The organism is Caulobacter mirabilis (assembly GCF_002749615.1).
Lineage (GTDB): Bacteria > Pseudomonadota > Alphaproteobacteria > Caulobacterales > Caulobacteraceae > Caulobacter > Caulobacter mirabilis.
In genome coordinates this window covers 2,652,626-2,675,060 of the sequence record NZ_CP024201.1, presented here as the reverse complement: position 1 = coordinate 2,675,060, position 22,435 = coordinate 2,652,626, and the positions used below count along the sequence as shown (strand labels likewise).

Sequence of the window (22,435 nt, the reverse complement as noted above, 5' to 3'; positions counted from 1 at the left end):
CGATCAGCCCCACTGTTGTTCGCCGATCCGGCGCACCGCGTCGGCCAGGCGGGAGACGCCCGTCACCTTCAGCGCATCGCCGGCGCCGGTCGGGGCGAGGGCCTGTTTGAAGCCCAGCTTCGCGGCTTCCTTGAGGCGGGATTCGGCCCGTCCTACGGACCGAACCTCGCCGGACAGGCTCACTTCGCCGAACACGACGCAGTCCTGGGGAAGGGCCTCTTCCAGCGCCGAGGAGACCAGCGCCGCCGCCGCCGCCAGGTCCGCCGCCGGCTCGCTGATGCGCAGGCCGCCGGCCACGTTCAGGTAGATGTCGCGGTTGCCGAAGGCCAGGCCGCAGCGCGACTCCAGCACCGCCAGGACCATGGCCAGCCGACCGCTGTCCCAGCCGACCACCGCCCGCCGCGGCGTGCCGTAGGCGCTGGGCGCGACCAGGGCCTGGAACTCGACCAGCACCGGACGGCTGCCCTCGATGCCGGCGAACACCGCCGCGCCGGCCGCGCGCGCGCCGCCGTCGTTCAGGAACAGGGCGGAGGGGTTGCGGACCTCCGACAGGCCGGCGTCGCCCATCTCGAACACCCCGATCTCGTCGGTGGCGCCGAAGCGGTTCTTGGCCCCGCGCAGGATGCGGAACGGGTAGCCGCGCTCCCCCTCGAAGGCGAGGACCGCGTCGACCATGTGCTCGACCACGCGCGGACCCGCGATCTGGCCGTCCTTGGTGACGTGGCCGACCAGGATCATCGCCACGCCGCGCTTCTTGGCCAGCCGGACCAGCTCGGCGGCGCAGTTGCGCACCTGGGTGACGGAGCCGGGGCCGGCCTCGTGCACGTCGCTCCACAGGGTCTGGATGGAGTCGATGACGACGAGGTCGAACTTCTCCTTCTTCAGCCCGTCCAGGATGTCGCGCAGGGCGGTCTCGGCGGCCAGCTTCACCGGGGCCTGGGCCAGGCCCATGCGCGCGGCGCGGCCGCGGATCTGCTCGACGGCCTCTTCGCCGGAGATGTAGGCGCAGGAGGCCCCGCGGGCGGCGGCGTTGGCCACGACCTGCAGCAGCAGGGTCGACTTGCCGACGCCGGGGTCGCCGCCGAGCAGGATGGCGCTGCCGGGGACGACCCCGCCGCCGCAGACGCGGTCGAACTCCTCGACCCCGGTGACGATCCTGGGCGGTTCAGGCGTTTCGCTCTCCAGGCCTTCGAAGGCCAGGCCGCGGGTCTTGGAACCACGGGTCGGGGCCAGCGCGCCAGGCGGGCGGGAGGTCACTTCCTCGGCGAGCGAGTTCCAGGCGCCGCAGGCCGGGCACTGGCCCGCCCACTTGGACTGCACCGCGCCGCAGGACTGGCAGACATAGACGGCGCCGTCGCGGGCCATGGACGCTCCCGATTCGTGGAGCGCCGATCATAGCGACAAAACGGGAACACGGCGCCCCGCGCGTGAAAGAGAGCCGTTCGCGGAACCGTGTTTCCCATGGGGCGCTGAGTCGGATAGCCTCCCCGTTGCGGGGAGTGGGCTTTCAGGCTTTGGCCATTGGAGGGCTGCTGCAATGAGCGTTGTGGACGGAGGATCGTCGTCGGGGCTGGTTCAACGGGTGCAGGACATCCTGTTGCGGCCCAAGCCGACCTGGGACGCGATCGATGGCGAACCGGCGACGGTCAAGGGTCTCTACACCGGCTACGTCATGATCCTGGCGGCCTTGCCGCCGATCGCCACCATCCTGGGCAATCTGCTGCTCGCCCCGCTGTTTGGAGGCTATGTCGCCTTCACCCTGATCGGGACGATCGTGATGGCCGTGCTCAGCTACGGCCTGGCGCTGGTCGGGGTCTATGTGTTCGCCCTGGTGGTGGACGCCCTGGCGCCCAGTTTCGACGGGACCCGCAGCCAGATCCAGGCCTTCAAGGGCGTGGCCTACGGCGCGACGGCGGCCTGGGTCGGAGGAGGCCTGGGTTTCGTGCCGATCATCGGCTGGCTGATCGCCATCGCCGGCGGAATCTACTCCCTCTACCTGTTCTATCTCGGCCTGCCGAAGATGATGAAGGTTCCGGAGCAGAAGGCGCTGGGGTTCACCGCGGTCGCGATCATCCTGGCGGTGGTCATCCAGGCGGTCATCGGCTGGGTCGCTTCGGCGATCGTCATCACGGCGGGCCTGGGCGCGGTCGGCGCGGCCAATGTCGCGGCCACGCTCGGCGGCCTCCACTAGCCGCCGAGGCGTCTCCGCTCGGCCCGGCCGGACAGCCGGGTCAGCAGTTCATAGGCCGTCGTGCCCGCCGCGGCGGCCGCCTCGTCCACGGGCAGGTTCGGGCCGATGAGCTCCATCATCGCGCCCGGCCGCGCGTCGGCGCAGCCGGTGACGTCGACGGCGACCATGTCCATCGACACCCGGCCGAGCAGGCGGCGGCGTTTTCCGGCGAACCAGGCTGCGCCGCGCGGGTGTGACGATCGCGGCACGCCGTCGGCGTAGCCGGCCGCGACGATGGCGACCGCCATGGGCGTCTCGGCGACGAAGGCCGCGCCGTAGCCGATCGCGTCGCCGGCCGGGACGTGTCGCACCTGAAGGATGGCCGCCTCGACCGTCGCCACCGGCGCGATGCGGGGATCGAAGGCGTCGAACGGGCCGCCGCCGTAGAGGGTGATCCCGGGGCGCACCTGGTCGAAACGATAGTCAGGGCCCAGGAAGGTTCCCGCCGAGGCGGCCAGGCTGGCCAGGGCGTCGGGGAAAAGGCTCCGGGCGTCGCGGAAGGCGGCCAGCTGGGCGGCGTTCATCGGATGGTCCGGCTCGGCGGCGCAGGCGAGATGGCTCATCACCTGGGCGACCGCCAACCGCCCGCGCAGGCCGGCGGCCTCAGCCAGGGTGACGCCCAGGCGGTTCATGCCGGTGTCGACATGCAGGGTGACCGCCGAGCCGTCGCCCTCGGCCAGCCAGCGTTCGGCCTGGTCGAGGCTGTTGACCACCGGGGTCAGGCCGGCGTCGACCAGGGGGCGGGCCACGCCGTCGGTGACGCCGTCCAGCACCTGGATGACCGGCGCCGATCCGAGCGCCTGGCGCAGGGCCAGGCCTTCGTCCAGGCGGGCGACGTAGAAGGTGGTCGCGCCCTCGGCGACCAGCCGGCGGGCCGCGGCGATCGCGCCCAGGCCGTAGCCGTCGGCCTTGACCGCCGGCGCCGCCTCCACGCCCGCGGTCCGGCGGACCAGGGCGTAGTTGCGGGCGAGGGCGTCGAGGTCGATGGTCAGCCGGGTGGTCATTCGGCCGGGCTAAGGCGCGGGAGGAACCGGGTCAAGCACCCGTCCGTCGGCGCCCCATAGCCTGGAGGCATCGACGTTCCCGCGCCGCTAGCGGACGTCGAACCGGCCTTCGCGGGCGAGGTTGCCGAAGCGGGTGGTGTCGGAGTTGAAGTGCAGCTTCACCGTGCCGATTGGGCCGTGACGCTGCTTGCCGATGATGACCTCGGCGACGGCGGCGATCTTGTCCATCTCCTCCTGCCAGGTCATGTGCTCCGGGGTGCCCTCGCGCGGCTCCATCCGGCCCAGGTAGTAGGCCTCGCGGTACACGAACATCACCGCGTCGGCGTCCTGCTCGATCGAGCCCGATTCCCGCAGGTCCGACAGCTGGGGCTTCTTGTCCTCGCGGTTCTCGACCTGGCGGCTGAGCTGGGACAGGGCGATGACCGGGACGTTCAGCTCCTTGGCCAGGGCCTTCAGGCCGCCGGTGATGGCCGAGACCTCCTGCACGCGGCCCTGGGCGCTTCCGCCGTCGGTGGTGACCAGCTGCAGGTAGTCGATGACGATCAGGTCCAGGCCCACGGCGCGCTTCAGGCGGCGGGCGCGGGCGGTCAGCTTGGCGATGGAAAGACCGCCGGTGGCGTCGACATAGAGCGGCGCTTCCTGGATCTCGATGGCGGCGTCGCGTAGTCGGCCGAACTCGCTGGCGTCGATCTCGCCCTTGCGCAGCTTGTCGCCCGACACGCCGGAGGCGTCGGCCAGGATACGCATGGCCAGCTGTTCGGCGCTCATTTCGAGCGAGTAGAAGGCCACCACCCCGCCGTTGACGGTCTTACGGGTGCCGTCCGGCTGCGGCTCCCAGGCATAGGCCTTGGCCACGTTGAAGGCGATGTTGGTGGCCAGCGCCGTCTTCCCCATCGAGGGACGGCCGGCGAGGATCAGAAGGTCCGACGGGTGCAGGCCGCCGAGCTGCTTGTCGAGGTCCATCAGCCCCGTGGACAGACCGGCCAGCGCTCCGTCGCGCGAGTAGGCCTCGGCCGCCATGGACACGGCGCCGGTCAAGGCGTGTTCGAAGCTGACGAAGCCGCCGCTGGCGGTGCCGCTTTCGGCCAGGCCGTAGAGCTTCTGTTCGGCCTGTTCGATCTGGTCGCGGGCGGTGATGTCGGGATCGGCCCCCTGGGCCTCGACCAGGATCTCGCCGCCGATGCGGATCAGTTCGCGGCGCAGGGCCAGGTCGTAGATCACCCGGCCGTAGTCCGGCGCGTTGGCGGCCGGCGGCGCGCGCTCGTACAGGTCGGCCAGGTAGCGGACGCCGCCCAGTTCCTGGAACGCGGCGTCGCTTTTGAACTCCTCGGCCAGCAGGATCGGCTCGGCGAGCTGGCCCTTGCGGATGTGGCTCTCGATGGCGCTGTACAGCCGCTGGTGGAAGGGCTCGTAGAAGTGCCGGCCCTGCAGCTGGTCGCTCAGCCGCTCGTAGGCGGCGTTGTCGTACATCATCACGCCCAGCAGGGCCTGTTCGGCCTCGATGTTCGAGGGGACGACATTGGCGGGCTGCTCGCCCGGGACGGGGCGAAGATCGAGGGCGGGGACGATGGCCATTTACGTAGGTTAACGCGATGCCGCGGACGACGCCTGCGTCGCGCGGGCGCAGCCGCGATTCAACTGTGAAGTTCTGTGTATGTTCGGAGGAGTCGGCCGCGCGGGCAATGGCCCGCCCGCGCGGCCTCCGATGCTACCAGCTGTAGCTCAGCCGGGTGTAGACGTAGCGGCCGTTGAAGCCGAACGGCGAGAACGAGCTGTAGGGCGCCGCGCCGGTGGTGTTCAGCGCGATCGGCAGGGCGTCTGGATACTCGTCCAGGAGGTTGTCGGCGCCGACGGCCAGCTTCACCCCCCACGGGGTTTCGTAGCGGGCCTCCAGGTCGACCAGCCAGTGGTCGCCGGTCTTGGCGTCGGCCGCCGGGGTGGTGCCGGCCGCCAGGACGTCGCCGTAGTAGGTGGTCCGCAGGGTCGCGCCCAGCGGGCCGCGCTTCCAGTCGCCCTGCAGGACCCACTTGGTTTCCGGCGCGCCTTCCTCGAACCGCTTGACGTTCTGGCGCGAGAACAGGGCCGGCGGGACAGGCAGGGCGGACAGCGGCGCGGTGGTCGGCGTCGCGGTGACCTCCAGCGTGTTGTAGTTGCCGGCGGCCGTGAAGTCGAAGCGGCCGAGGTTCTCGGTCTCGAGCCGGTAGCGGCCGACGATATCGACGCCGCGGGTCTCGGTGTCGACGCCGTTGATGAAGAACCGCGCCGCCGACACGCCGTAGGGCGACAGCAGGTCGAAGATGATCCGCGCGGTGCTGCCCGGCGCCGCCGTGGCGCTGCCGGTGATATTCTCCGAGAGCACGATGCGGTTGTCGACGTTGATCTGGTAGGCGTCGACGGTCAGCTCGAACGGCCCGCGGCGGAAGACGAAGCCGAGGCTGTAGTTCTCCGAGGTCTCAGCTTCCAGCGGCGTTCCGCCGAGGACCCGCCCGACCGCGCTGGTCGACGGGAAGGTGCCGGTCTCGAAGGGCACGCCGTCGATGAACACCGTCGAGGTGGCCGTGAAATACTGCTGCTGCAGGCTGGGCGCGCGGAAGCCGCTGGAGGCGGCGCCGCGGATGGCGAAGCTGTCGTTGAAGTCGTAGCGCGCGGCGACCTTGCCGCTGACGTTGGAGCCGAAGTCGGAATAGTGCTCCGCCCGGACGGCGCCCGACAGGGTCAGGTTCTCGATCACCTCGCCTTCGAGATCGAGGTAGACGCCGACGGCGGTGCGGTCGCGGTCGATCTCGTTGGCGGGCTGCAGGCCGGGGAAGGCCTGGGCGCCGGGCAGGCCGGGTGGGTTGAACGGGCCGGAGCGGTAGGAGTCGGGCTCGCCGGCCTTGATCTCGTAGGTCTCGCGGCGGGCTTCCAGGCCGTAGGCCAGGTTCAGCGGGCCGGCCAGATGCGACAGCTGGATCTCGGTCGAGGCGTCCACGCTCAGGACGAGCTGGTCGTAGATCAGGCTGCCGGCGTCGAACGAGGTCGGCGAGGTCGCGCCGAGAGAGGCGTTGAGCGTGTTATTGACCCCGTACTCGACCTCGTTGCGGCCATAGACCAGGTTGATGTCCAGCCGGGTGTCGGCGATCTGGCCGCGCAGGCCGCCGGCCAGGTTGAAGTCCTGCACCTCGGTCGTGATCAGCGGCAGGAAGCCGTTCGGATAGATCGACGGAATGTTCTGGCTGGTGCTGCCCGGCAGCCGATAGAAGGCCGCGGCCTCGCCCTTGCGCTTCTGGTATCCGGCCCAGCCGTAGGCCTCCCAGGTCTCGTTCAGCGGCTTCCCGGCGTTGGCGTAGATGGCGTAGTCGGTGACGTCCGGATCGCCGAAACGAGCCGTGACGCGGCTGGGCGTCACCCGCGGGTCGAAGTCGGCGCGGTTGGTCGGCTCGCGGTCACGATACTCGGCCGACAGCGTCAGGAAGCCGTCCGAGCCCAGCTTGAAGCCCTGCCAGCCGCCGACGGTGACGGTGGCGCCGTCCTCGATGTCGCGCTCCTGACCGGCGCGCGGGGTGTCGAGGGTGGTGAAGTACTTGCCCAGGGTGACCGTCAGGCCGCCGCCGCTGTCAGCCTCGCGCAGGCGCAGGTTTATGACCCCGGCGATGGCGTCCGAGCCGTACTGGGCGGCCGCGCCGTCGCGCAGCACCTCGATCCGGTCGATGGCCGCGGACGGAATGGTGTTCAGGTCGACGCCGCTGGAGCCGCGGCCGACCGAGCCGTTGAGATTGACCAGAGCGGTGGTGTGACGGCGGGCGCCGTTGACCAGCACCAGCGTCTGGTCGGGGCCCTGGCCGCGCAGGGTCGCGGGACGGATGCTGTCGGTCCCGTCGGTCAGCGACGGCCGCGGGAAGTTGATCGAGGGGACGGTGGACGACAGGGCCGTGGCCACCTCGGTGCTGCCCCGCTCCTGAAGGGCCTGGGCGGTGACGACATCGACCGGCGCGACGGTGTCCAGCCGGCTGCGGCCGACGACGCGGGTGCCGGTGACGACGATCTCTTCGACCTGGGTCTCGGGCGCGCCGGCGTCCTGCGCCTGGGCTTGGCCGGCGGCGACGGCCACGACGGACGCCGCGGCCAGAAGGCCTGTACGGAACTGCATGATCTACCCCTCGTGTTGTGCGCGCCGGCGTCTGTGGCGGGCGTCGCAAAGCCTGAACTCAGAGAGCGAACATGGTGTTACGAGGCTTCGGACCAAAGCCCAGTTGTTCTGTGGGGATTTCCAGAAAACCAGGAAGCGCTGCAAGGACCGGCAAGGCATAGGCGCGCGGGCATAGAAAAAGGGCGGCCCGGAGACCGGACCGCCCTTCGTCTTTTCGCTGTCGGCGCCGAGCTTAGTGCTCTTCGCCGAAGCCGTCCTGTTGGCCGGCGCCGCCTTCGAGCAGGTCGGCCGCGGCTTCCGCCGCCAGCTGAGCCTCTTCCTCGAACTGCGAGGCGATGACGTTTTCGCCGCGCGCCTGACGCTCGGCTTCGTCGGCCGAACGGGCGATGTTGATGGTCACCGTGACGGTGACTTCAGCGTGCAGCTTCACCTTCACCGGGTGGACGCCCAGGGTCTTGATCGGCTTGTCGAGGACGACCATCGCGCGATCGATCTTGCCGCCTTCGGCGTTCACGATGTCGGCGACGTCGCGGCCCGAGACCGAGCCGTACAGCTGGCCGGTTTCGCCCGCCTGACGGATCAGGATGTAGGACGTGCCGTCCAGGGCTTCGCCAGCGGCGCCGGCGGCGTCCTTGGCCTTGGCGTTGCGAGCCTCGATCTCGGCGCGCTGGGCGTCGAAGACCTTCAGGTTCGCGGCCGTGGCGCGCAGAGCCTTGGAGCGGGGCAGGAGGTAGTTGCGGGCGAAGCCGTCCTTCACGGTGACGACGTCACCGAGAGCGCCACGGCCTTCCACGCGTTCGAGCAGAATGACTTTCATCGGTCTGTACCCCTTACTTCACGACGTAGGGGAGCAGGGCGAGGAAGCGGGCGCGCTTGATGGCGCGGGCCAGCTCACGCTGCTTCTTGGCCGAGACGGCGGTGATGCGCGACGGCACGATCTTGCCGCGCTCGGAGACGTAACGCTGCAGCAGCTTGACGTCCTTGTAGTCGATCTTCGGAGCGTTGGCGCCGGAGAACGGGCAGACCTTGCGGCGGCGGTAGAACGGACGGCGGGCGCCGCCGGTCGAGGCCGGGGCCGAGGCGGTCGCTTCGGGAGCGGTGGTGTCGGTCATGATCCTGTCTCTCCCTTACGAAGCCGCGAAGTCTTCGCGCGGACGATCGCTGCGCTCAGGACGGTCGCCACGCTCGGGGCGGTCGGAACGCTCGCGGTCGCGGTCGCGACGGGCGAGGACGGGCGACAGTTCCAGGTCGAGCTCTTCGACGCGGACGGTCATGTAGCGCAGCACGTCTTCGTTGATCGACAGCTGGCGCTCCATCTCCTTGACGGCGTCCGACGGAGCGTCGATCGCCAGCAGGGAGTAGTGGCCCTTGCGGTTCTTCTTGATGCGGTAGGTGAGGTTGCGGAGACCCCAGTATTCGATCTTGGCGATGTGGCCGCCGGCGCCTTCGATGAGGGCCTTGAGATCTTCGTTCAGCTGTTCGGCCTGCTGCGGCGAGATGTCCTGCCGAGCGATGACCACGTGCTCGTAAAGAGCCATAGGTTTTCCTCTTCCGTTGTGGAAGGCGGCGCGGCCGGGGCGGGAAGAGGCTCCGGTCACGATGGCTCTGTCGCGGCGGCCGGGAGTTTCCCGACCCATTGAAGGCTCCGCGATAGACCGCCTTCCGTGAAGAGGCGCGCAATTACGCGAGAATGGGCCTGAAAGCAAGGCCGGCCAGGGTCTTGCGACCCGGCGGGCGGCCGGGCAGGGTCCGGTTCGAGTAACCGTAGGGGGAAATCATGAAGTCGATCGTCCGTTCCGCCGTCTGCGCCGTCCTCTTCGCGGGCGGCCTGTCCGGCGCCGCGACCGCTGCTGCGGCCGAGGACGGAATGGCCACGGCGAAGGCCTGCTCGGCGCGCTACATCAAGGCCATGCGCATGGAAGAGATGATGAAGTCCATGATGGACAGCATGATGCCGGCCATGACGGCGACCATGTCTGAGAGCGCCGACTTGCCGCCGGACGCCAAGAAGATGATCGCCGAGATCGCCGTGGAAAGCACCATGTCCATCGTGCCGGACATGCTGGCCGACCTGGAGCCCCTGATGGTGAAACACTTCACGGAAACCGAGATCTGCGCCCTGGCGGACTTCTACGGCAGCCCGACCGGGCAGTCGCTCACGAGCAAGATGCCGGCCTTCACCGCGGAATCCGGCAATCTGACCATGAAGTACCTGCCACTCATGCGCGAGAGGATGATGACGCGCCTCTGCGAGCGGATCGACTGCACGGCGGCGGCGGCCAAGCCGGCCAAGGCCAGGAAGGCGTCCTGACCTCTACTTCGGGTGCTTGGCGCGCCAGGCCTTCACGGCCTCCTTGGTCTTGACCACGTGCTCGACCGGATTGGCCAGGTCGCTGAAGGCGTAGATGACCTTGCCGTCGGGGGCGATGACGTAGCTGGTCCGCTCCGACAGGTCCGGCTTCATCGCCAGGACCGCGTCATAGGCCTTGATGGTGTCCTTGGTCACGGCCGCCACGGCGAACTTGTCGCGGCAATGTTCCTTGGAGAAGTCGGCCAGGCGCTCGGTCTGGCCGGCGGTGACGCCGATCACCGTCGCGCCCATGGCGTTGAAGTCGGCCGTCGCCACGGCGAACTCGTTGGCCTCGATGGTGCAGCCCTTGGTGTAGGCCGAGGGGAAGAAGTACAGCACCACCGGTCCCTTCTTCAGGGCCTTGGACAGCTGGAAGGGCGCGCCCTTGCCGGCCAGGTAGGCGGTGCTGGAGAAGTCCGGCGCCTTGTCGCCCGGCTGGAGCGCCGCCAGGGCGGCCGGGGCGGCCAGCAGGGCGGAAGCGGCGACGGCGGCGGCGATCAGGCGTTTCATGGCGGGTCTCCCGTTGTTGGGGGATGATCGGCCCGTCGCCGCCGCCCGTCTAGTCATCCGTTCGGGGTCACCAGGACCTTCACGTGCTGTTCGGGGTTGCCGAGGTCGACGAAGGCCTGCGCCACGCCGTCCAGGCCCACCGAGCCGGTGATCAGCGGCGAAACGTCGATCTTGCCCTCGGCGATGTTGAACAGGCTCTGGGCGAACTCGTCGGGCTGGTAGCCGAGCACGAACCGCAGATCGAGCTGCTTGTTGATCGCCAGCGAGGGCTCGATCCGGTCGGGCTCCATACAAACCCCGGCGACGATGATCTGGGCCTTCATCGGGCAGCCCTCGATCACGCTCTGCAGCACGCCGGGCGCGCCGACGCATTCGAACACCACCGGCCGGCCGGTCTGCTGGCCCGAGAACAGCGCCGCGCGCATGGCTTCGCCAGTCATGGGCACGCCGTAGTCCGCCCATTTCGTGTGCGGGCCGGTCTGCGCCGGATCGACGACCACGTCGGCCCCCATGACCTCGGCGGCCTGGCGGCGGCGGGGCGAGAAGTCGGCGGCGATGATCGGGCCGTGTCCGCGCACCTTCAGCGCCGCGATCACCGCCAGGCCGACGGGGCCGCAGCCGATGACCAGGGCGACGGAGGTCTTGTCCAGGGCCGCGCTGGCCACGGCATGTTCGCCCACGGCCATCGGCTCGGTCAGGGCGGCATGTTCGGTGGACAGGCCGTTCGGCACCTCCAGCAGCAGCATCTCGGTCAGAATCATCCGTTCTGCGAAACCGCCCGGGTAGAGGTTGGAGTAGCCGACGGCGTCGAACCGGGTGGGGCTGAGGTTCACCGGCATCGAGACCACGCGCGTTCCGGCCTTGAACCGGTCGGCGCCGGGGCCGCCCTCGAGCACCTCGGCGCAGAACTCGTGGCCGAAGACGATGTCCTTCTTGGGATCCAGGTCGCCGCCGCCGCTGCCCGAGCGCCGGCCCATCTCCACCATGTGGTCGAAATGATGCAGCGCGTGCAGGTCAGACCCGCAGATGCCGCAGGCCAGGGTCTTCACCCGCACCTGGCCGGGACCGGGATCCAGCTCCTCGATGTCCTCGCAGATCAGCTTGCCCGCCCGACGCACCACGGCCCGCATGGCCTTCCTCCCATTCTGTTTTGGGGAAGGCTAAGACCATGACGCCACGGCAACGCTAGTCCAAAAGGGACATGCTCCGCGCAGCGGTGCGTGTCCTTGTCGAGGGTGGGGACGCGCACCGCTGCGCCGAACATGTCCCCGGGATCAGCCGATCTGGGCGACGATGTCGTCCATGGCGTGGAACATATGGTCCGGCTTTTGGGCGATCAGAGCTTCGGGCGCGGTGTAGCCCCAGCAGACCGCGCCGGTGGAGAGCCCCACTTCGCGCGCGGCGTCGATGTCGCGGAGCTCGTCGCCGATGCTGACCGCCTCGGCCGCCTTCACACCCTGAGCCTTCAGAACCTTCTTGAACTTGCCCGCCTTGCCGAACACCGAGGCGCCGCAGTTGAACTGGCTGACCAGGGCGCAGAGCTCCGGCCCCAGCACCAGGCGGATGTTCTCCTCGGAGTTGGAGCTGACGATCACCAGCCGCACGCCGCTGGCGTGCAGGCTGCGCAGCATGTCGGCCGCGCCGGGGAACATCTCGATCTTGTGGGCGTCCAGGGTCATCAGCTTCTGGACGTGCTTGGCGATCGCCGGAAGCTTCAGGGGCGAGACCTTCTGCAGCTTCATCAGCTCGCGGGCGCTCATGTGGCGCAGGCTGTCCATGTTGCTGCGGTCGATCGGCTTGAAGCCGAATTTGGCCGCCAGCGCGTCGGAGACGTCGAGGAACCAGCCCAGGGTGTCGCCGAGGGTTCCGTCGAAATCGAAGATGGCGAGCTTGTAGGCGGGCAAATCGAAGGTCCTGGCGCGGAGGGGGTGAAAACCGGGAAGGTTGCCCGCCGTCACCCTTTCCCCTAACCGTGCGCGCCGGATTCGTCACTTTCGGAGAGCTCTCGCATGAGCCTCGCCTTCATCTTTCCCGGTCAGGGCAGCCAAGCCGTCGGCATGGGCGCCGAGCTCGCCGAGGCCTTCGCCGCCGCGCGTGAAGTCTTCCAGGAGGTCGACGACGCGCTGAACCAGAAGCTCTCGACGCTGATGCGCGAAGGGCCCGAGGGCGACCTGACCCTGACCGAGAACGCCCAGCCGGCCCTGATGGCCGTCAGCCTTGCGGTCACCCGCACGCTTGAGAAGGAGTTCGGCGTCGGGATCGAGAAGGCGGCCTTCGTCGCCGGCCATTCGCTGGGCGAATACTCGGCCCTGGCCGCCGCCGGCGCCATCAGCCTGGCCGATACGGCCCGTCTGCTGAAGCTCCGCGGCCAGGCCATGCAGCGCGCCGTGCCGGTGGGGCAGGGCGCCATGGCCTCCCTGATCGGCCCGAAGACCGACCTGGCCCTGGCCGAGGCCGCCGCGGCCGCCGGCGCCGAGGTCGGCGTCTGCGTCGTGGCCAACGACAACAACCAGGGCAATGTCGTGATCTCGGGCGACAAGGCCGCCGTCGACAAGGCCATCGAAAAGGCCAAGGAACTCGGCGCGCGGGCCATTCCGCTGAACGTCTCCGCCCCCTTCCACTGCCCGCTGATGCAGCCGGCCGCCGACGAGATGGCCGCCGCTCTGGCCGAGGCGACGATCCTGGCCCCGCGCGCGCCGCTGGTCGCCAATGTCACCGCCCGCCCGACGCTGGATCCGGAAGCGATCCGCAAGATGCTGGTCGAGCAGGTCACCGGCCGGGTGCGCTGGCGCGAGAGCATGGAGTGGCTGGCGGGCGAGGGCGGCGTGACCCGCTTCGCCGAGGCCGGCTCCGGCAAGGTCCTGTCGGGCATGGCCAAGCGCATCGCCCCGGACGCCGAGGCGACCCCGCTGAACGCCCCGGCCGACCTGGAAGCGTTCGCGAAGAGTTTGTGAGGCGTTGCGTGGTTCGAGACGCGCCGCTTGCGCGACGCTCCTCACCATGACGAACTCAGTTGCAATCACCACCCTGCGTCATCCTGAGGAGGCGCGTAGCGCCGTCTCGAAGGACGCACAGAGGAAATGCCATCCATGTTTGACCTGACCGGCAAGACCGCCCTCGTCACCGGCGCCACGGGCGGCATCGGCGGCGCTATCGCCAAGGCCCTGCACGCCCAGGGCGCGCACGTCGTCCTCTCCGGCACGCGCGAAGCCGTCCTGCAGGAGCTGGCCGCCGAATTCGGCGAGCGCGCCAGCACCGTCGTCGCGAATCTGTCGGACGCCGCCAGCGTCGACGGCCTGGTCGCCGCCGCCGAAGAGGCCGCCGGCCAGCCGCTGGACATCCTGGTGGCCAACGCCGGCATCACCCGCGACGGCCTGATGCTGCGGATGAAGGACGAGGATTGGGAGCAGGTCATCAAGGTGAACCTGGAATCCTACTTCCGCCTGTCGCGCGCCGCCCTGAAGGGGATGATGAAGCGTCGCTCGGGCCGGATCATCGGAATCACCTCGGTGGTCGGCGTGACCGGCAACCCGGGCCAGGCCAACTACGCCGCCTCCAAGGCCGGCATGATCGGCTTCTCCAAGGCCCTGGCCCAGGAGGTGGCGAGTCGGAACGTGACGGTGAACACCGTCGCCCCCGGTTTCATCGCCAGCCCGATGACCGACGCCCTGAACGACGCCCAGCGCGAGGCCATCCTGACCAAGATCCCCGCCGGCCGCCTGGGTTCCGGCGAGGACGTCGCCGCGGCCTGCGTCTACCTGGCCAGCGACGCCGGCGCTTACGTGACGGGTCAGACCTTGCACGTGAACGGCGGCATGGCGATGATCTAGAGAAGTCGCCCGTGTCCGTCGGCTGACCGCTGGTCACTCCCGATGGAACATGGTACGCGACACCCGATTTCCGTGACCGGCCTTGGCTGGCGCGGCCACGAACAAGACCTATAGAGGACCCTGACTTATGTCCGACATTCTCGAGCGCGTGCGGAAGATCGTCATCGAACACCTCGATGCCGATCCCGAAAAGGTCACCGAGAAGGCCAGCTTCATCGACGACCTGGGCGCCGACAGCCTCGACAACGTCGAGCTGGTCATGGCCTTCGAAGAAGAGTTCGACATCGAAATCCCGGACGACGCCGCCGAGCACATCCAGACGGTCGGCGACGCCGTGAAGTTCATCACGGAGAAGGTCGGCGGTTGATCCGCTGACCCTTTTCCGGTCGATTTGCCGCCGCGCAGTATCGGGAATCCCGGTATTGCGCGGCGGTCTTCGTTTGAGCGGTTCGTTTCGGGCCCCATATGAAGGCCCTGGAACCTAGGCTAATGCGCGTTTCGGGGGCTGCGCCGCGGGCTTACGCGGTCGACGCCGCCGGATCGGGAGGGAGTTGACCCCATGCGTCGTGTCGTCGTCACCGGCCTCGGCCTTCTGAGTCCCCTCGGCCATGGGGTCGAGATCAGCTGGAAGAACGCTCTCGCGGGCAAGTCCGGCGCCGGCAAGATCACCGCCTTCGACACCACCGGCTACGCCTGCGAAGTGGCCTGCGAGGTGCCGCGGGTCGACGGTCGCGGCGGCGGCGGCGCAGATGTGCCCGGCTCGTTTGATCCCGACCAGACCATGGCCCCCAAGGACCAGCGCAAGGTCGACGACTTCATCCTCTACGCCATGGCCGCCGCCGACGAAGCCGTCCGCGACGCCGGCCTGACCGAGGCGGACGAGGAAACCAAGCTGCGCACCGGCGTGATCATCGGCTCCGGCATCGGCGGCCTGGACACCATCGCCAAGACCGCCATCGAACTGCGCGACAAGGGCCCCCGCCGGGTCAGCCCCTTCTTCATCCCGTCGGCCCTGATCAACCTCGCCTCGGGCCAGGTCTCGATCCGCTACGGCTTCAAGGGTCCGAACCACTCGGTGGTGACTGCCTGCGCCACCGGCGCCCACGCCATCGGCGACGCGGCCCGGCTGATCAAGTATGGCGACGCCGACATCATGGTCGCCGGCGGGGCCGAGGCCTCGGTCTGCGAGATCGGCATCGCCGGCTTCATCGCCTGCCGCGCCGTGGCCACCGCCTTCAACGAGACGCCCGAGAAGGCCAGCCGCCCCTACGACAGGAACCGCGACGGCTTCGTCATGGGCGAAGGCGCCGGCGTCCTGATCCTGGAAGAGTACGAGCACGCCAAGGCCCGCGGCGCGAAGATCTACGCCGAGGTCGTCGGCTACGGCCTGTCGGGCGACGCCTACCACATCACCGCTCCGTCCGAGGACGGTGACGGCGGCTTCCGCGCCATGACCGCGGCGCTGAAGGACTCCGGCCTGAAGGCCAGCGACATCACGTACGTCAACGCCCATGGCACCTCGACCATGGCCGACGGCCTGGAACTGGGCGCGGTGGAGCGGTTCATGGGCGACCACGCCAAGAACGTCGCCATGTCCTCGACCAAGTCGATGACCGGCCACCTGCTGGGCGCCGCCGGGGCCATCGAGTCGATCTTCAGCATCCTGGCCATCCGCGACCAGATCGCCCCGCCGACGATCAACCTCGACGATCCGGAATTCGAGACGCCGATCGACCTCGTCCCGCACAAGGCGAAACCGATGGCCATCGAGGTCGCGATGTCGAACAGCTTCGGCTTTGGGGGCACCAACGCCTGCGTCATCTTCAAGAAGGCGTCGTGAGTCGGAAAACGGCTGATACCAAGGACGTCCCGTTCGCGCGGCGGATCGCCGTCGCGGGGATGAGCGCCTTCGCCACCATCAGCGTGGCGGTGGTGCTGTTCGCGATCTGGGCGGCCTGGAGCTACAGCGGCCCGGGTCCGCAGCCCAAGGACAAGGCGGCGGTCACCAGCGTCGTCCTGCGCAAGGGCGCGGGCCTGAACGAGATCGCCTCCTCGCTTGAGCGAGCCGGGGCGATCCGGTCCGGCGCCATCTTCATCGCCGCCGCCCAGGTCACCGGCGCGGCGCGGGAGCTGAAGGCCGGCGAGTACGAGTTCCCGTCCAGGGCCTCGATGGCCAAGATCCTCGACGACATCCGCGAGGGTCGCATCGTCCGCCGGATGGTCACCATCCCCGAGGGCGTCACCTCCGAGATGGCCGTCGAGATCCTGGCCAAGGAGTCGGCCCTGACCGGCGTGGCCCCGACCCCGCCCGAGGGCGCGATCCTGCCGGAGACCTACGAGTTCCAGCGCGGCGAGGACCGCGCCGCGGTGCTCCAGCGCATGATGGACGCGCGCGACAAGCTGCTGGCCCAGCTGTGGGCCCAGCGCCAGCCGAACCTGCCGGTGAAGACGCCGGAAGAGGCGGTCATCCTGGCCTCGATCGTCGAGAAGGAGACCGGGATCGCCAGCGAGCGGCCGCAGGTCGCCTCGATCTTCGTAAACCGCCTGCGCAAGGGCATGCGGCTGGAGAGCGATCCGACGATCATCTACGGCATCAGCAAGGGCCGGCCCCTGGGCCGGGGCATCCGCCTGTCGGAACTGACCGGCGAGACTCCCTACAACACCTATGTCATCGACGGCCTGCCGCCGACGCCGATCGCCAATCCGGGACGGGCTTCGCTGGCCGCGGTGCTCGATCCGCCGCAGACGGACTACCTGTTCTTCGTCGCCGACGGCACGGGCGGACACGCCTTCTCGGCGACCTACGAGGATCACGCCAGGCACGTCGAACGCCTGCGCGCCCGCGAGAAGGCAGCCGCCGCGGCGACGCCGGAGACCAAGTAGATGCCGCTCTCTGGGATGACCGGGTTCGGGCGCGCCGAGGGCGCGCTCGGCGACTGGAGCTGGGCCGTCGAGGCCCGATCGGTCAACGGCCGCAACCTGGAGGTCCGCTTCCGCGCGCCGCCCGGTTTCGACGCCCTGGAAAAACCGATCCGCGAGGGCGGGCAGGCGCGCTTCCAGCGCGGCCAGGTCAACGTCAACGTCCAGGCGCGCCGCGCCGAGGGCGCGGGCGGGGCGACGGTCAACATCGCCCAGCTGGAGCGCTATCTCGAGGCCATGCAGCCCTATGTCGAGGCCGGCAAGGCCCTGCCGCCGTCCGCTGACGGCCTGCTCGGCCTGCGCGGCGTGGTCGAGGCCGCCGAGGCCGAGGATGACGCCGAGGCCCGCGCGGCTCTGGAACAGGCGATCGCCGCCACCATCGGCCAGGCCCTGGATGGGCTGAAGGCCGCCCGCCTCGCCGAGGGCGCGGCCCTGACCCCGGTGCTGGCCGGCCTGATCGACCGCATCGAGGCCCTGGTCGCCGCCGCCGAGTCGGAGGCCGCCGGCCATCCGCTGATCATCAAGGAGCGCTTCGCCGCCCGCATGGCCGAACTGCTCGCCCAGCATGTCGGCGAGGAGCGCATCGCCCAGGAAGCCGCCGCCATGGCCGTGAAGGCCGACGTGCGCGAGGAGCTGGATCGCCTGGCCGGCCATGTCGCCGCGGCCCGGACCCTGATGGCGGGAGAGGGCGCGGCCGGCCGCCGCCTGGACTTCCTGACGCAGGAATTCATGCGCGAAGCCAACACCTTGTGTTCGAAATCGGCCACGTCGGCCTTGACCGCCATCGGCCTCGACCTCAAAGCGGTGATCGAACAGTTCCGGGAGCAGGTTCAGAATGTCGAGTGACGAGGCCCGTACGACCCGGGGCCTGATGCTGATGGTGGTGGCGCCGTCGGGGGTGGGCAAGACCTCCCTGACCCGTCGCCTCGTGGCCGACCATTCGGATCTGCACCTGTCGATCTCGGCGACCACCCGCGCGCCGCGTCCGGGCGAGCACGACGGCCGCGACTACCACTTTGTCGACCGGGCCGAGTTCGACCGCCGCATCGAGGCGGACGACTTCCTGGAATGGGCCGAGGTCTACGGCAACCGCTACGGCAGCCCCAAAGCGCCGATCATGGACGCCCTGGCCCGCGGCCAGAGCACCCTGTTCGACATCGACTATCAGGGCGCCATGAAGATCCACGCCCAGGCCCCGGCCGACTGCGTTCTGGTCTACATCCTGCCGCCGTCGCTGGCCGAGATGAGCCGCCGCCTGCACGCCCGCTCGCAGGACAGCGAGGAGGTGATCCGCCAGCGAATCGCCCGGGCCAAGGAGGAGGTCTCGCTGTGGAAGACCTTCGACTATGTGGTCATGAACGACGACTTCGACCGCGCCTACGCCGAGCTGGCCCACATCTACCACGCCGAGCGCCTGAAGGCCTCGCGCAACCTCTGGATCGAGCCCTTCGTGGAAGAGCTGCTCGACGAACCGATCGAGGGGTAGGGCGCTAGGGTCCCTTCTTCTCGAACGGATCACGACAGTCGAATTGGGCGCAGTAGCGCCGGCGAAGCTCATCGGCGGCGGCGGTGCGTCGCGGGTCCGGATCCTGAGCCGCGTTGAGCGTCACGAAGTCGGGAACCGTTCCGCCGGGTGGCTTTCCAGCCGCGATGTTGGTGAGTTGCTCCGTCGTCATGGTGCGCGCCAGCTGTAGCGACACCCGACGCAGATCGGCCTCGGAATCCACAGGGAGCAGCTCGTCGATCCAGGATTGGACGAGCGCCTGCCGGTCGGCCGCGACGTCGGCGACGATCCTTCCGGAACCCTGGCCGGCCAGGATCCGCGCGGCGATCGGGCGGGCGAGCGCCAGGGCTTCGTCCGACGGCTCCGGGCTCTTGTAAGGGGGAAAGGGAGCGGCCTCGGGGAAGTTCATCGTGAACCGGACCGTGGTCGGCGTGGCTTCGCCGCCGACGATCTTCGGCGACATCCGGGCCGTCTTGGCGGCGTCCAACGCGACCGCCTCATGCCCGACCCCTTCCGGCGTCGCGCTCGCGACCGTGCAGTTCTCCAGACGGCCGGACACCGGAAGCTCGCAGAGCAGGGTGACCTGTCCGGGCAGTCCGATGAAGTCGGCGAAGATGGTCCGCCCGGAAGCATCGGCGTGCTGAATCCACTTTGGGTTTGCGTCGGTCGTCGCGGGCGCGGACTGGAACAGCATAAGGAGAAGCAGTGCGCTCATGACATTCGCTCACGGTCGGCGGACGAGCGATTCGATCCGCCTGCACACGCGAAGATAGCGAGGATCAGAGCGCCCGCGCCAGCCGCAGGAAGCCGTCCACGGGCACGGTCTCGGCGCGGGCGTTGGGGTCGATGCCGGCCTTCTCGCACAGGGCCACGCCGCCCAGGGACCTGAGGCTGGAGCGCAGCATCTTGCGGCGCTGGCCGAAGGCGGCGGCGGTGACGCGCTCCAGGGCGGCGATCTCGGGCGCCGAGGGCGGCGTCTCCAGCGGATCGAGCCGGACCACGGCCGAGGCGACCTTGGGCGGCGGGGTGAAGGCGCGGGCGGGCAGGTCCATGACCACCTTGGCCCGGGCCAGGGCCTGGGAGACCACGCCGAGGCGGCCGTAGGCGCCGGCGCCGGCCGGGGCCGCGATGCGGTCGGCGACCTCCTTTTGGAACATCAGGGTCATGGACTTCGGCTTCCATGGGCCGGTCAGCCACTTGATCAGCAGCGGGGTGCCGACGTTGTAGGGCAGGTTGCTGACCACGTGGCCGGGACCGCCGGCCAGCTGGGCCTCGTCGACCTTCAGGGCGTCGCCCTCGACGATCGTCAGGCGGCCGTCGGCGGCCTGCGCCAGCTCGCCCAGCAGCGGCAGGAAGCGGCTGTCCTTCTCGACCGCGATCACTCGCGCGCCGGCCTCGACCAGGGCGCGGGTCAGGCCGCCGGGGCCGGGGCCGACCTCGATCACCGTCTCGCCCTCCAGCGGGCCGGCCAGGCGGGCGATCTTCCGCGTCACGTTGAGGTCCAGCAGGAAGTGCTGGCCGAAGCTCTTGTTGGCCAGCAGGCCGTGGTCGGCGAGGCTCTCGCGGAGCGGGGGGAGGGAATCCAGAGTGGTCATCGCGTCGTAGATACGCCTATCCCCGCCGCGCGGCGATCTCGCCGGCCAGCCGGATGGCGGCGATCAGGCTGTCCTCGCGGGCGATCCCTCGGCCGGCGATGTCGAAGCCGGTGCCGTGGTCGGGCGAGGTCCGGACGATCGGCAGACCCAGGGTGACATTCACCCCGCCCCAGAAGTCGAGCATCTTCACCGGGATCAGCGCCTGGTCGTGGTACAGGCAGAGGACGGCGTCGTAGGTCGTCCGCGCCTCGGCGTGGAACAGGCTGTCGGCGGGCTTCGGGCCGAAGGCCTCCACGCCCAGGTCGCGCAGGGCGCGCACGGCCGGTTCGACGATCTCGACCTCCTCGCGGCCGATCGAGCCCGACTCGCCGGCGTGCGGATTGAGGCCGGCCACCGCCAGCCGCGGGGCGGCGATCCCGAAGTCCCGGCGCAGGGCCTGGGCCGTCACCAGCCCGGCGTTGACGATTCCCTCGATGGTCAGCAGCGACGACACGCGCGCCAGCGGCTCGTGGATGGTCGCCAGGGCCACGCGCAGGTCAGCCGCGGTCAGCATCATCACCGGCCCGCGCGCGCCGTCCTGGCCCCCCGCGGCGGTCAGCTCGGCCAGGAACTCGGTATGGCCGGGAAACTGGAAGCCGGCCTCATAGAGCGGGGCCTTGGCGATCGGGGCGGTGACCACTCCGCCGACCGCGCCCGACAGGGCCAGGCCGGCGGCGGTCTCGATCCAGCGGACGATGGCGGGCGCGGCGGCGGCCGAAGGCTGGCCGGCGACGATGGGACCGGCGGCGGGCAGATCGAGGACGGGCAGGGCCTCGGCGAAGACGCGGGCGGCCTCGTCGGGCCCGGACACCACCCGCACCGGCGCCGCGCCGCCGGGCGCCGCCCGAAGCACCAGGGCGTCGCCCACCACCATGAACGGCGAAGGCGCGCCTCGAAGGGCGCGCCAGGCCTTGGTCACGATCTCGGGACCGACCCCGGCGGGGTCGCCCAGGCTGAGGGCGAGCGGCCTCGGCGTCACCGCGTCTCGACGGTGGCGACGTTGCGCAGGTCGCGCAGCAGACGCCGGCTGATCAGTGACAGCTGCTGGCCGAAGAGGCGGTTCTCGATCTGCTGCGCCGAGGGGATCTGGGCGCCGCTCTGGCGACGGCCGCAGACCATGATCAGGTGCAGGCCGGCGCTGGTCCGGATGGCCTGCGAGAGCTGGCCGTCCTGGGTCGAAGCCACCGCGGCCTGGAAGTCGGGGCTGAGGCCGGCGATTTCCGCCTCGCCGAGATCGCCGGCCATGACGCCGGGCACAGCGCCGGCCTTGGCCTCGATGTCGGCGCAGCCGGTCACCTGCGGGCGCAGGGTCTCCAGGGTGGCGCGGGCGGCGTCCACCTGGGCCGGGGCGGCGTCCTGGGCCAGCGGAATGGCGGCCTGTTTCAGGGTCACCATCTGGACGCTGGCGCCCGAGCGCTTCTCGCGCAGGAGGACGATGTAGACCCCGTCCTGGGTCTCGATGGGCGCCGAGAGCGTGCCCGGGCGCATCTGGTCGAGCGCCGCCTGGACCTCCGGCGGGACCTCGCCGGTGCTGACCCAGCCGGCGTCGCCGCCATTGGCGGCGGTCGGCGAGGACGAGAACTGGCGGGCGACGGCCGGGAAGGGCGCGCCCTGCTGCATCTGGGCGATCAGCTGGGCCGCGCCCTGCATCGCGTTCTGCGTTCCGCCGACCCGGTTCGGATCGATCACGACCTCGCTGATCTGGTACTGGGGCTTGCTGGCCGAGGCGGTCAGCTGGGCCTGCATGGCCTTGATCTGGTCCTGGCCGATACGCAGGCGCGAGCCGTAACGACCGCGGATGTAGTTCTGCCAGCTGACCTCGGCGCGGATCTGCTGGCGCAGGGTCTCGGGACCGATGCCGGCGTTGCGCAGTTGGGTCAGCAGCTGTTCGCCGCTCATGTTGTTGGCGTTGCGCGCCATCTGCTCGATCTCTTCGTCGACTTCCTTGTCGTCGGAGATGATCGAGACCTTGTTCTGCTTCTCGACCCGGCGCAGTTCCTGGATCTGGAGCCGCTCCTCGGTCAGCGAGCGCAGCGCTTCGCGCTGAAGCTGGGGCAGGGTGTTCTGGTCGGGCTGGATGCCCGACGTGATCGCCAGCAGACGCATCCGCTGGACTAGGTCGTAGGTCGAGATGATGTCGTCGTTGACGACGGCGGCCACGCTTTCGGCCAGCGCCGGCTCGATCTGCGACGGCGCCGCGGCCGGCGCGGCGAGCGTCGGCGCCTGGGCCGACGCGATGGGGGCCAAGCCAAAGGTCAGGGCGGACGCGGCCGCCGCGGCCAGGCCCGTCACACTACGCGCCGACATGTTCAATCTCGTAGTTCC

General features: G+C 69.7%; 23 protein-coding genes. 9 read left to right on the top strand and 14 right to left on the bottom strand.

Annotated elements, in window-relative coordinates:
• Positions 1–3 precede the first annotated feature (3 nt).
• A complete protein-coding gene (gene radA, locus CSW64_RS12985; RefSeq protein ID WP_099622517.1) occupies positions 4–1,365 on the bottom strand; it encodes a DNA repair protein RadA in 1,362 nt (453 codons plus the stop codon).
• A 172-nt stretch (positions 1,366–1,537) separates the two neighbouring features.
• Between radA and CSW64_RS12980 the strand changes: the two genes are divergently transcribed.
• On the top strand, positions 1,538–2,191 hold the full coding sequence (locus tag CSW64_RS12980) for a Yip1 family protein (protein WP_172448539.1): 654 nt from the start codon (positions 1,538–1,540) through the stop codon (positions 2,189–2,191).
• Here the strand turns inward: CSW64_RS12980 and alr are convergent.
• The 6 genes from alr to rpsF form a co-directional block, all read right to left on the bottom strand.
• On the bottom strand, positions 2,188–3,234 hold the full coding sequence (alr, locus tag CSW64_RS12975) for an alanine racemase (protein WP_099622515.1): 1,047 nt from the start codon (positions 3,232–3,234) through the stop codon (positions 2,188–2,190). The two genes, CSW64_RS12980 and alr, sit on opposite strands and share 4 nt — an antisense overlap.
• Positions 3,235–3,321: 87 nt before the next feature.
• Entirely contained in the window at positions 3,322–4,809 is a 1,488-nt protein-coding gene (locus tag CSW64_RS12970) for a replicative DNA helicase (RefSeq protein WP_099622514.1), read from the bottom strand.
• A gap of 133 nt (positions 4,810–4,942) precedes the next feature.
• Positions 4,943–7,363 carry a TonB-dependent receptor plug domain-containing protein gene (locus tag CSW64_RS12965; RefSeq protein ID WP_099622513.1) on the bottom strand — a complete coding sequence of 807 codons (2,421 nt, stop codon included), beginning with the start codon at positions 7,361–7,363 and terminating at the stop codon, positions 4,943–4,945.
• Between the two features lie 232 nt (positions 7,364–7,595).
• Positions 7,596–8,180 carry a 50S ribosomal protein L9 gene (rplI, locus tag CSW64_RS12960; RefSeq protein ID WP_099622512.1) on the bottom strand — a complete coding sequence of 195 codons (585 nt, stop codon included), beginning with the start codon at positions 8,178–8,180 and terminating at the stop codon, positions 7,596–7,598.
• 13 nt (positions 8,181–8,193) lie between these two features.
• A complete protein-coding gene (rpsR, locus tag CSW64_RS12955) occupies positions 8,194–8,475 on the bottom strand; it encodes a 30S ribosomal protein S18 (protein ID WP_099622511.1) in 282 nt (93 codons plus the stop codon).
• A gap of 15 nt (positions 8,476–8,490) precedes the next feature.
• A complete protein-coding gene (gene rpsF / locus CSW64_RS12950; RefSeq protein ID WP_099622510.1) occupies positions 8,491–8,901 on the bottom strand; it encodes a 30S ribosomal protein S6 in 411 nt (136 codons plus the stop codon).
• Positions 8,902–9,140: 239 nt separating this feature from the next.
• On the opposite strand from rpsF, the gene CSW64_RS12945 reads away from it, so the two are divergent.
• The gene (locus CSW64_RS12945) at positions 9,141–9,674 is read left to right on the top strand and encodes a DUF2059 domain-containing protein (protein WP_099622509.1); all 534 of its coding nucleotides are present in this window, start codon (positions 9,141–9,143) and stop codon (positions 9,672–9,674) included.
• Positions 9,675–9,677: 3 nt separating this feature from the next.
• On the opposite strand, the gene CSW64_RS12940 is transcribed toward CSW64_RS12945, so the two are convergent.
• From CSW64_RS12940 to CSW64_RS12930, 3 genes are all read right to left on the bottom strand, one after another.
• Positions 9,678–10,223 carry a peroxiredoxin gene (locus CSW64_RS12940; RefSeq protein ID WP_099622508.1) on the bottom strand — a complete coding sequence of 182 codons (546 nt, stop codon included), beginning with the start codon at positions 10,221–10,223 and terminating at the stop codon, positions 9,678–9,680.
• 53 nt (positions 10,224–10,276) lie between these two features.
• A complete protein-coding gene (locus CSW64_RS12935; protein ID WP_099622507.1) occupies positions 10,277–11,353 on the bottom strand; it encodes a zinc-binding dehydrogenase in 1,077 nt (358 codons plus the stop codon).
• Between the two features lie 144 nt (positions 11,354–11,497).
• Complete coding sequence (locus CSW64_RS12930; protein ID WP_099622506.1) at positions 11,498–12,127, bottom strand: HAD hydrolase-like protein; 630 nt, start codon at positions 12,125–12,127, stop codon at positions 11,498–11,500.
• Between the two features lie 105 nt (positions 12,128–12,232).
• Between CSW64_RS12930 and fabD the strand changes: the two genes are divergently transcribed.
• From fabD to gmk, 7 genes are all read left to right on the top strand, one after another.
• Positions 12,233–13,177 carry an ACP S-malonyltransferase gene (gene fabD / locus CSW64_RS12925; protein WP_099622505.1) on the top strand — a complete coding sequence of 315 codons (945 nt, stop codon included), beginning with the start codon at positions 12,233–12,235 and terminating at the stop codon, positions 13,175–13,177.
• Between the two features lie 135 nt (positions 13,178–13,312).
• Complete coding sequence (gene fabG / locus CSW64_RS12920; RefSeq protein ID WP_099622504.1) at positions 13,313–14,053, top strand: 3-oxoacyl-[acyl-carrier-protein] reductase; 741 nt, start codon at positions 13,313–13,315, stop codon at positions 14,051–14,053.
• A 127-nt stretch (positions 14,054–14,180) separates the two neighbouring features.
• A complete protein-coding gene (locus CSW64_RS12915; protein ID WP_099622503.1) occupies positions 14,181–14,420 on the top strand; it encodes an acyl carrier protein in 240 nt (79 codons plus the stop codon).
• 192 nt (positions 14,421–14,612) lie between these two features.
• The gene (gene fabF, locus CSW64_RS12910) at positions 14,613–15,893 is read left to right on the top strand and encodes a beta-ketoacyl-ACP synthase II (RefSeq protein ID WP_099622502.1); all 1,281 of its coding nucleotides are present in this window, start codon (positions 14,613–14,615) and stop codon (positions 15,891–15,893) included.
• Entirely contained in the window at positions 15,890–16,936 is a 1,047-nt protein-coding gene (gene mltG / locus CSW64_RS12905; protein WP_425430343.1) for an endolytic transglycosylase MltG, read from the top strand. The genes fabF and mltG overlap by 4 nt, the downstream gene beginning before the upstream one ends.
• A complete protein-coding gene (locus tag CSW64_RS12900) occupies positions 16,937–17,818 on the top strand; it encodes a YicC/YloC family endoribonuclease (RefSeq protein WP_099622501.1) in 882 nt (293 codons plus the stop codon).
• Entirely contained in the window at positions 17,808–18,458 is a 651-nt protein-coding gene (gmk, locus tag CSW64_RS12895; protein WP_099622500.1) for a guanylate kinase, read from the top strand. Before CSW64_RS12900 ends, gmk begins: the two co-directional genes overlap by 11 nt.
• Positions 18,459–18,462: 4 nt before the next feature.
• Here gmk and CSW64_RS12890 read toward each other — a convergent pair whose 3' ends face one another.
• From CSW64_RS12890 to CSW64_RS12875, 4 genes are all read right to left on the bottom strand, one after another.
• Positions 18,463–19,191, bottom strand: coding sequence for an energy transducer TonB family protein (locus CSW64_RS12890; RefSeq protein ID WP_150131405.1), 729 nt, complete (start codon positions 19,189–19,191; stop codon positions 18,463–18,465).
• A 64-nt stretch (positions 19,192–19,255) separates the two neighbouring features.
• Complete coding sequence (gene rsmA, locus CSW64_RS12885; protein ID WP_099622498.1) at positions 19,256–20,071, bottom strand: 16S rRNA (adenine(1518)-N(6)/adenine(1519)-N(6))-dimethyltransferase RsmA; 816 nt, start codon at positions 20,069–20,071, stop codon at positions 19,256–19,258.
• Between the two features lie 16 nt (positions 20,072–20,087).
• Positions 20,088–21,089, bottom strand: a complete 1,002-nt coding sequence (gene pdxA / locus CSW64_RS12880) for a 4-hydroxythreonine-4-phosphate dehydrogenase PdxA (RefSeq protein ID WP_099622497.1) — start codon at positions 21,087–21,089, stop codon at positions 20,088–20,090.
• On the bottom strand, positions 21,086–22,417 hold the full coding sequence (locus CSW64_RS12875) for a peptidylprolyl isomerase (RefSeq protein WP_099622496.1): 1,332 nt from the start codon (positions 22,415–22,417) through the stop codon (positions 21,086–21,088). Before CSW64_RS12875 ends, pdxA begins: the two co-directional genes overlap by 4 nt.
• Positions 22,418–22,435: the final 18 nt, after the last annotated feature.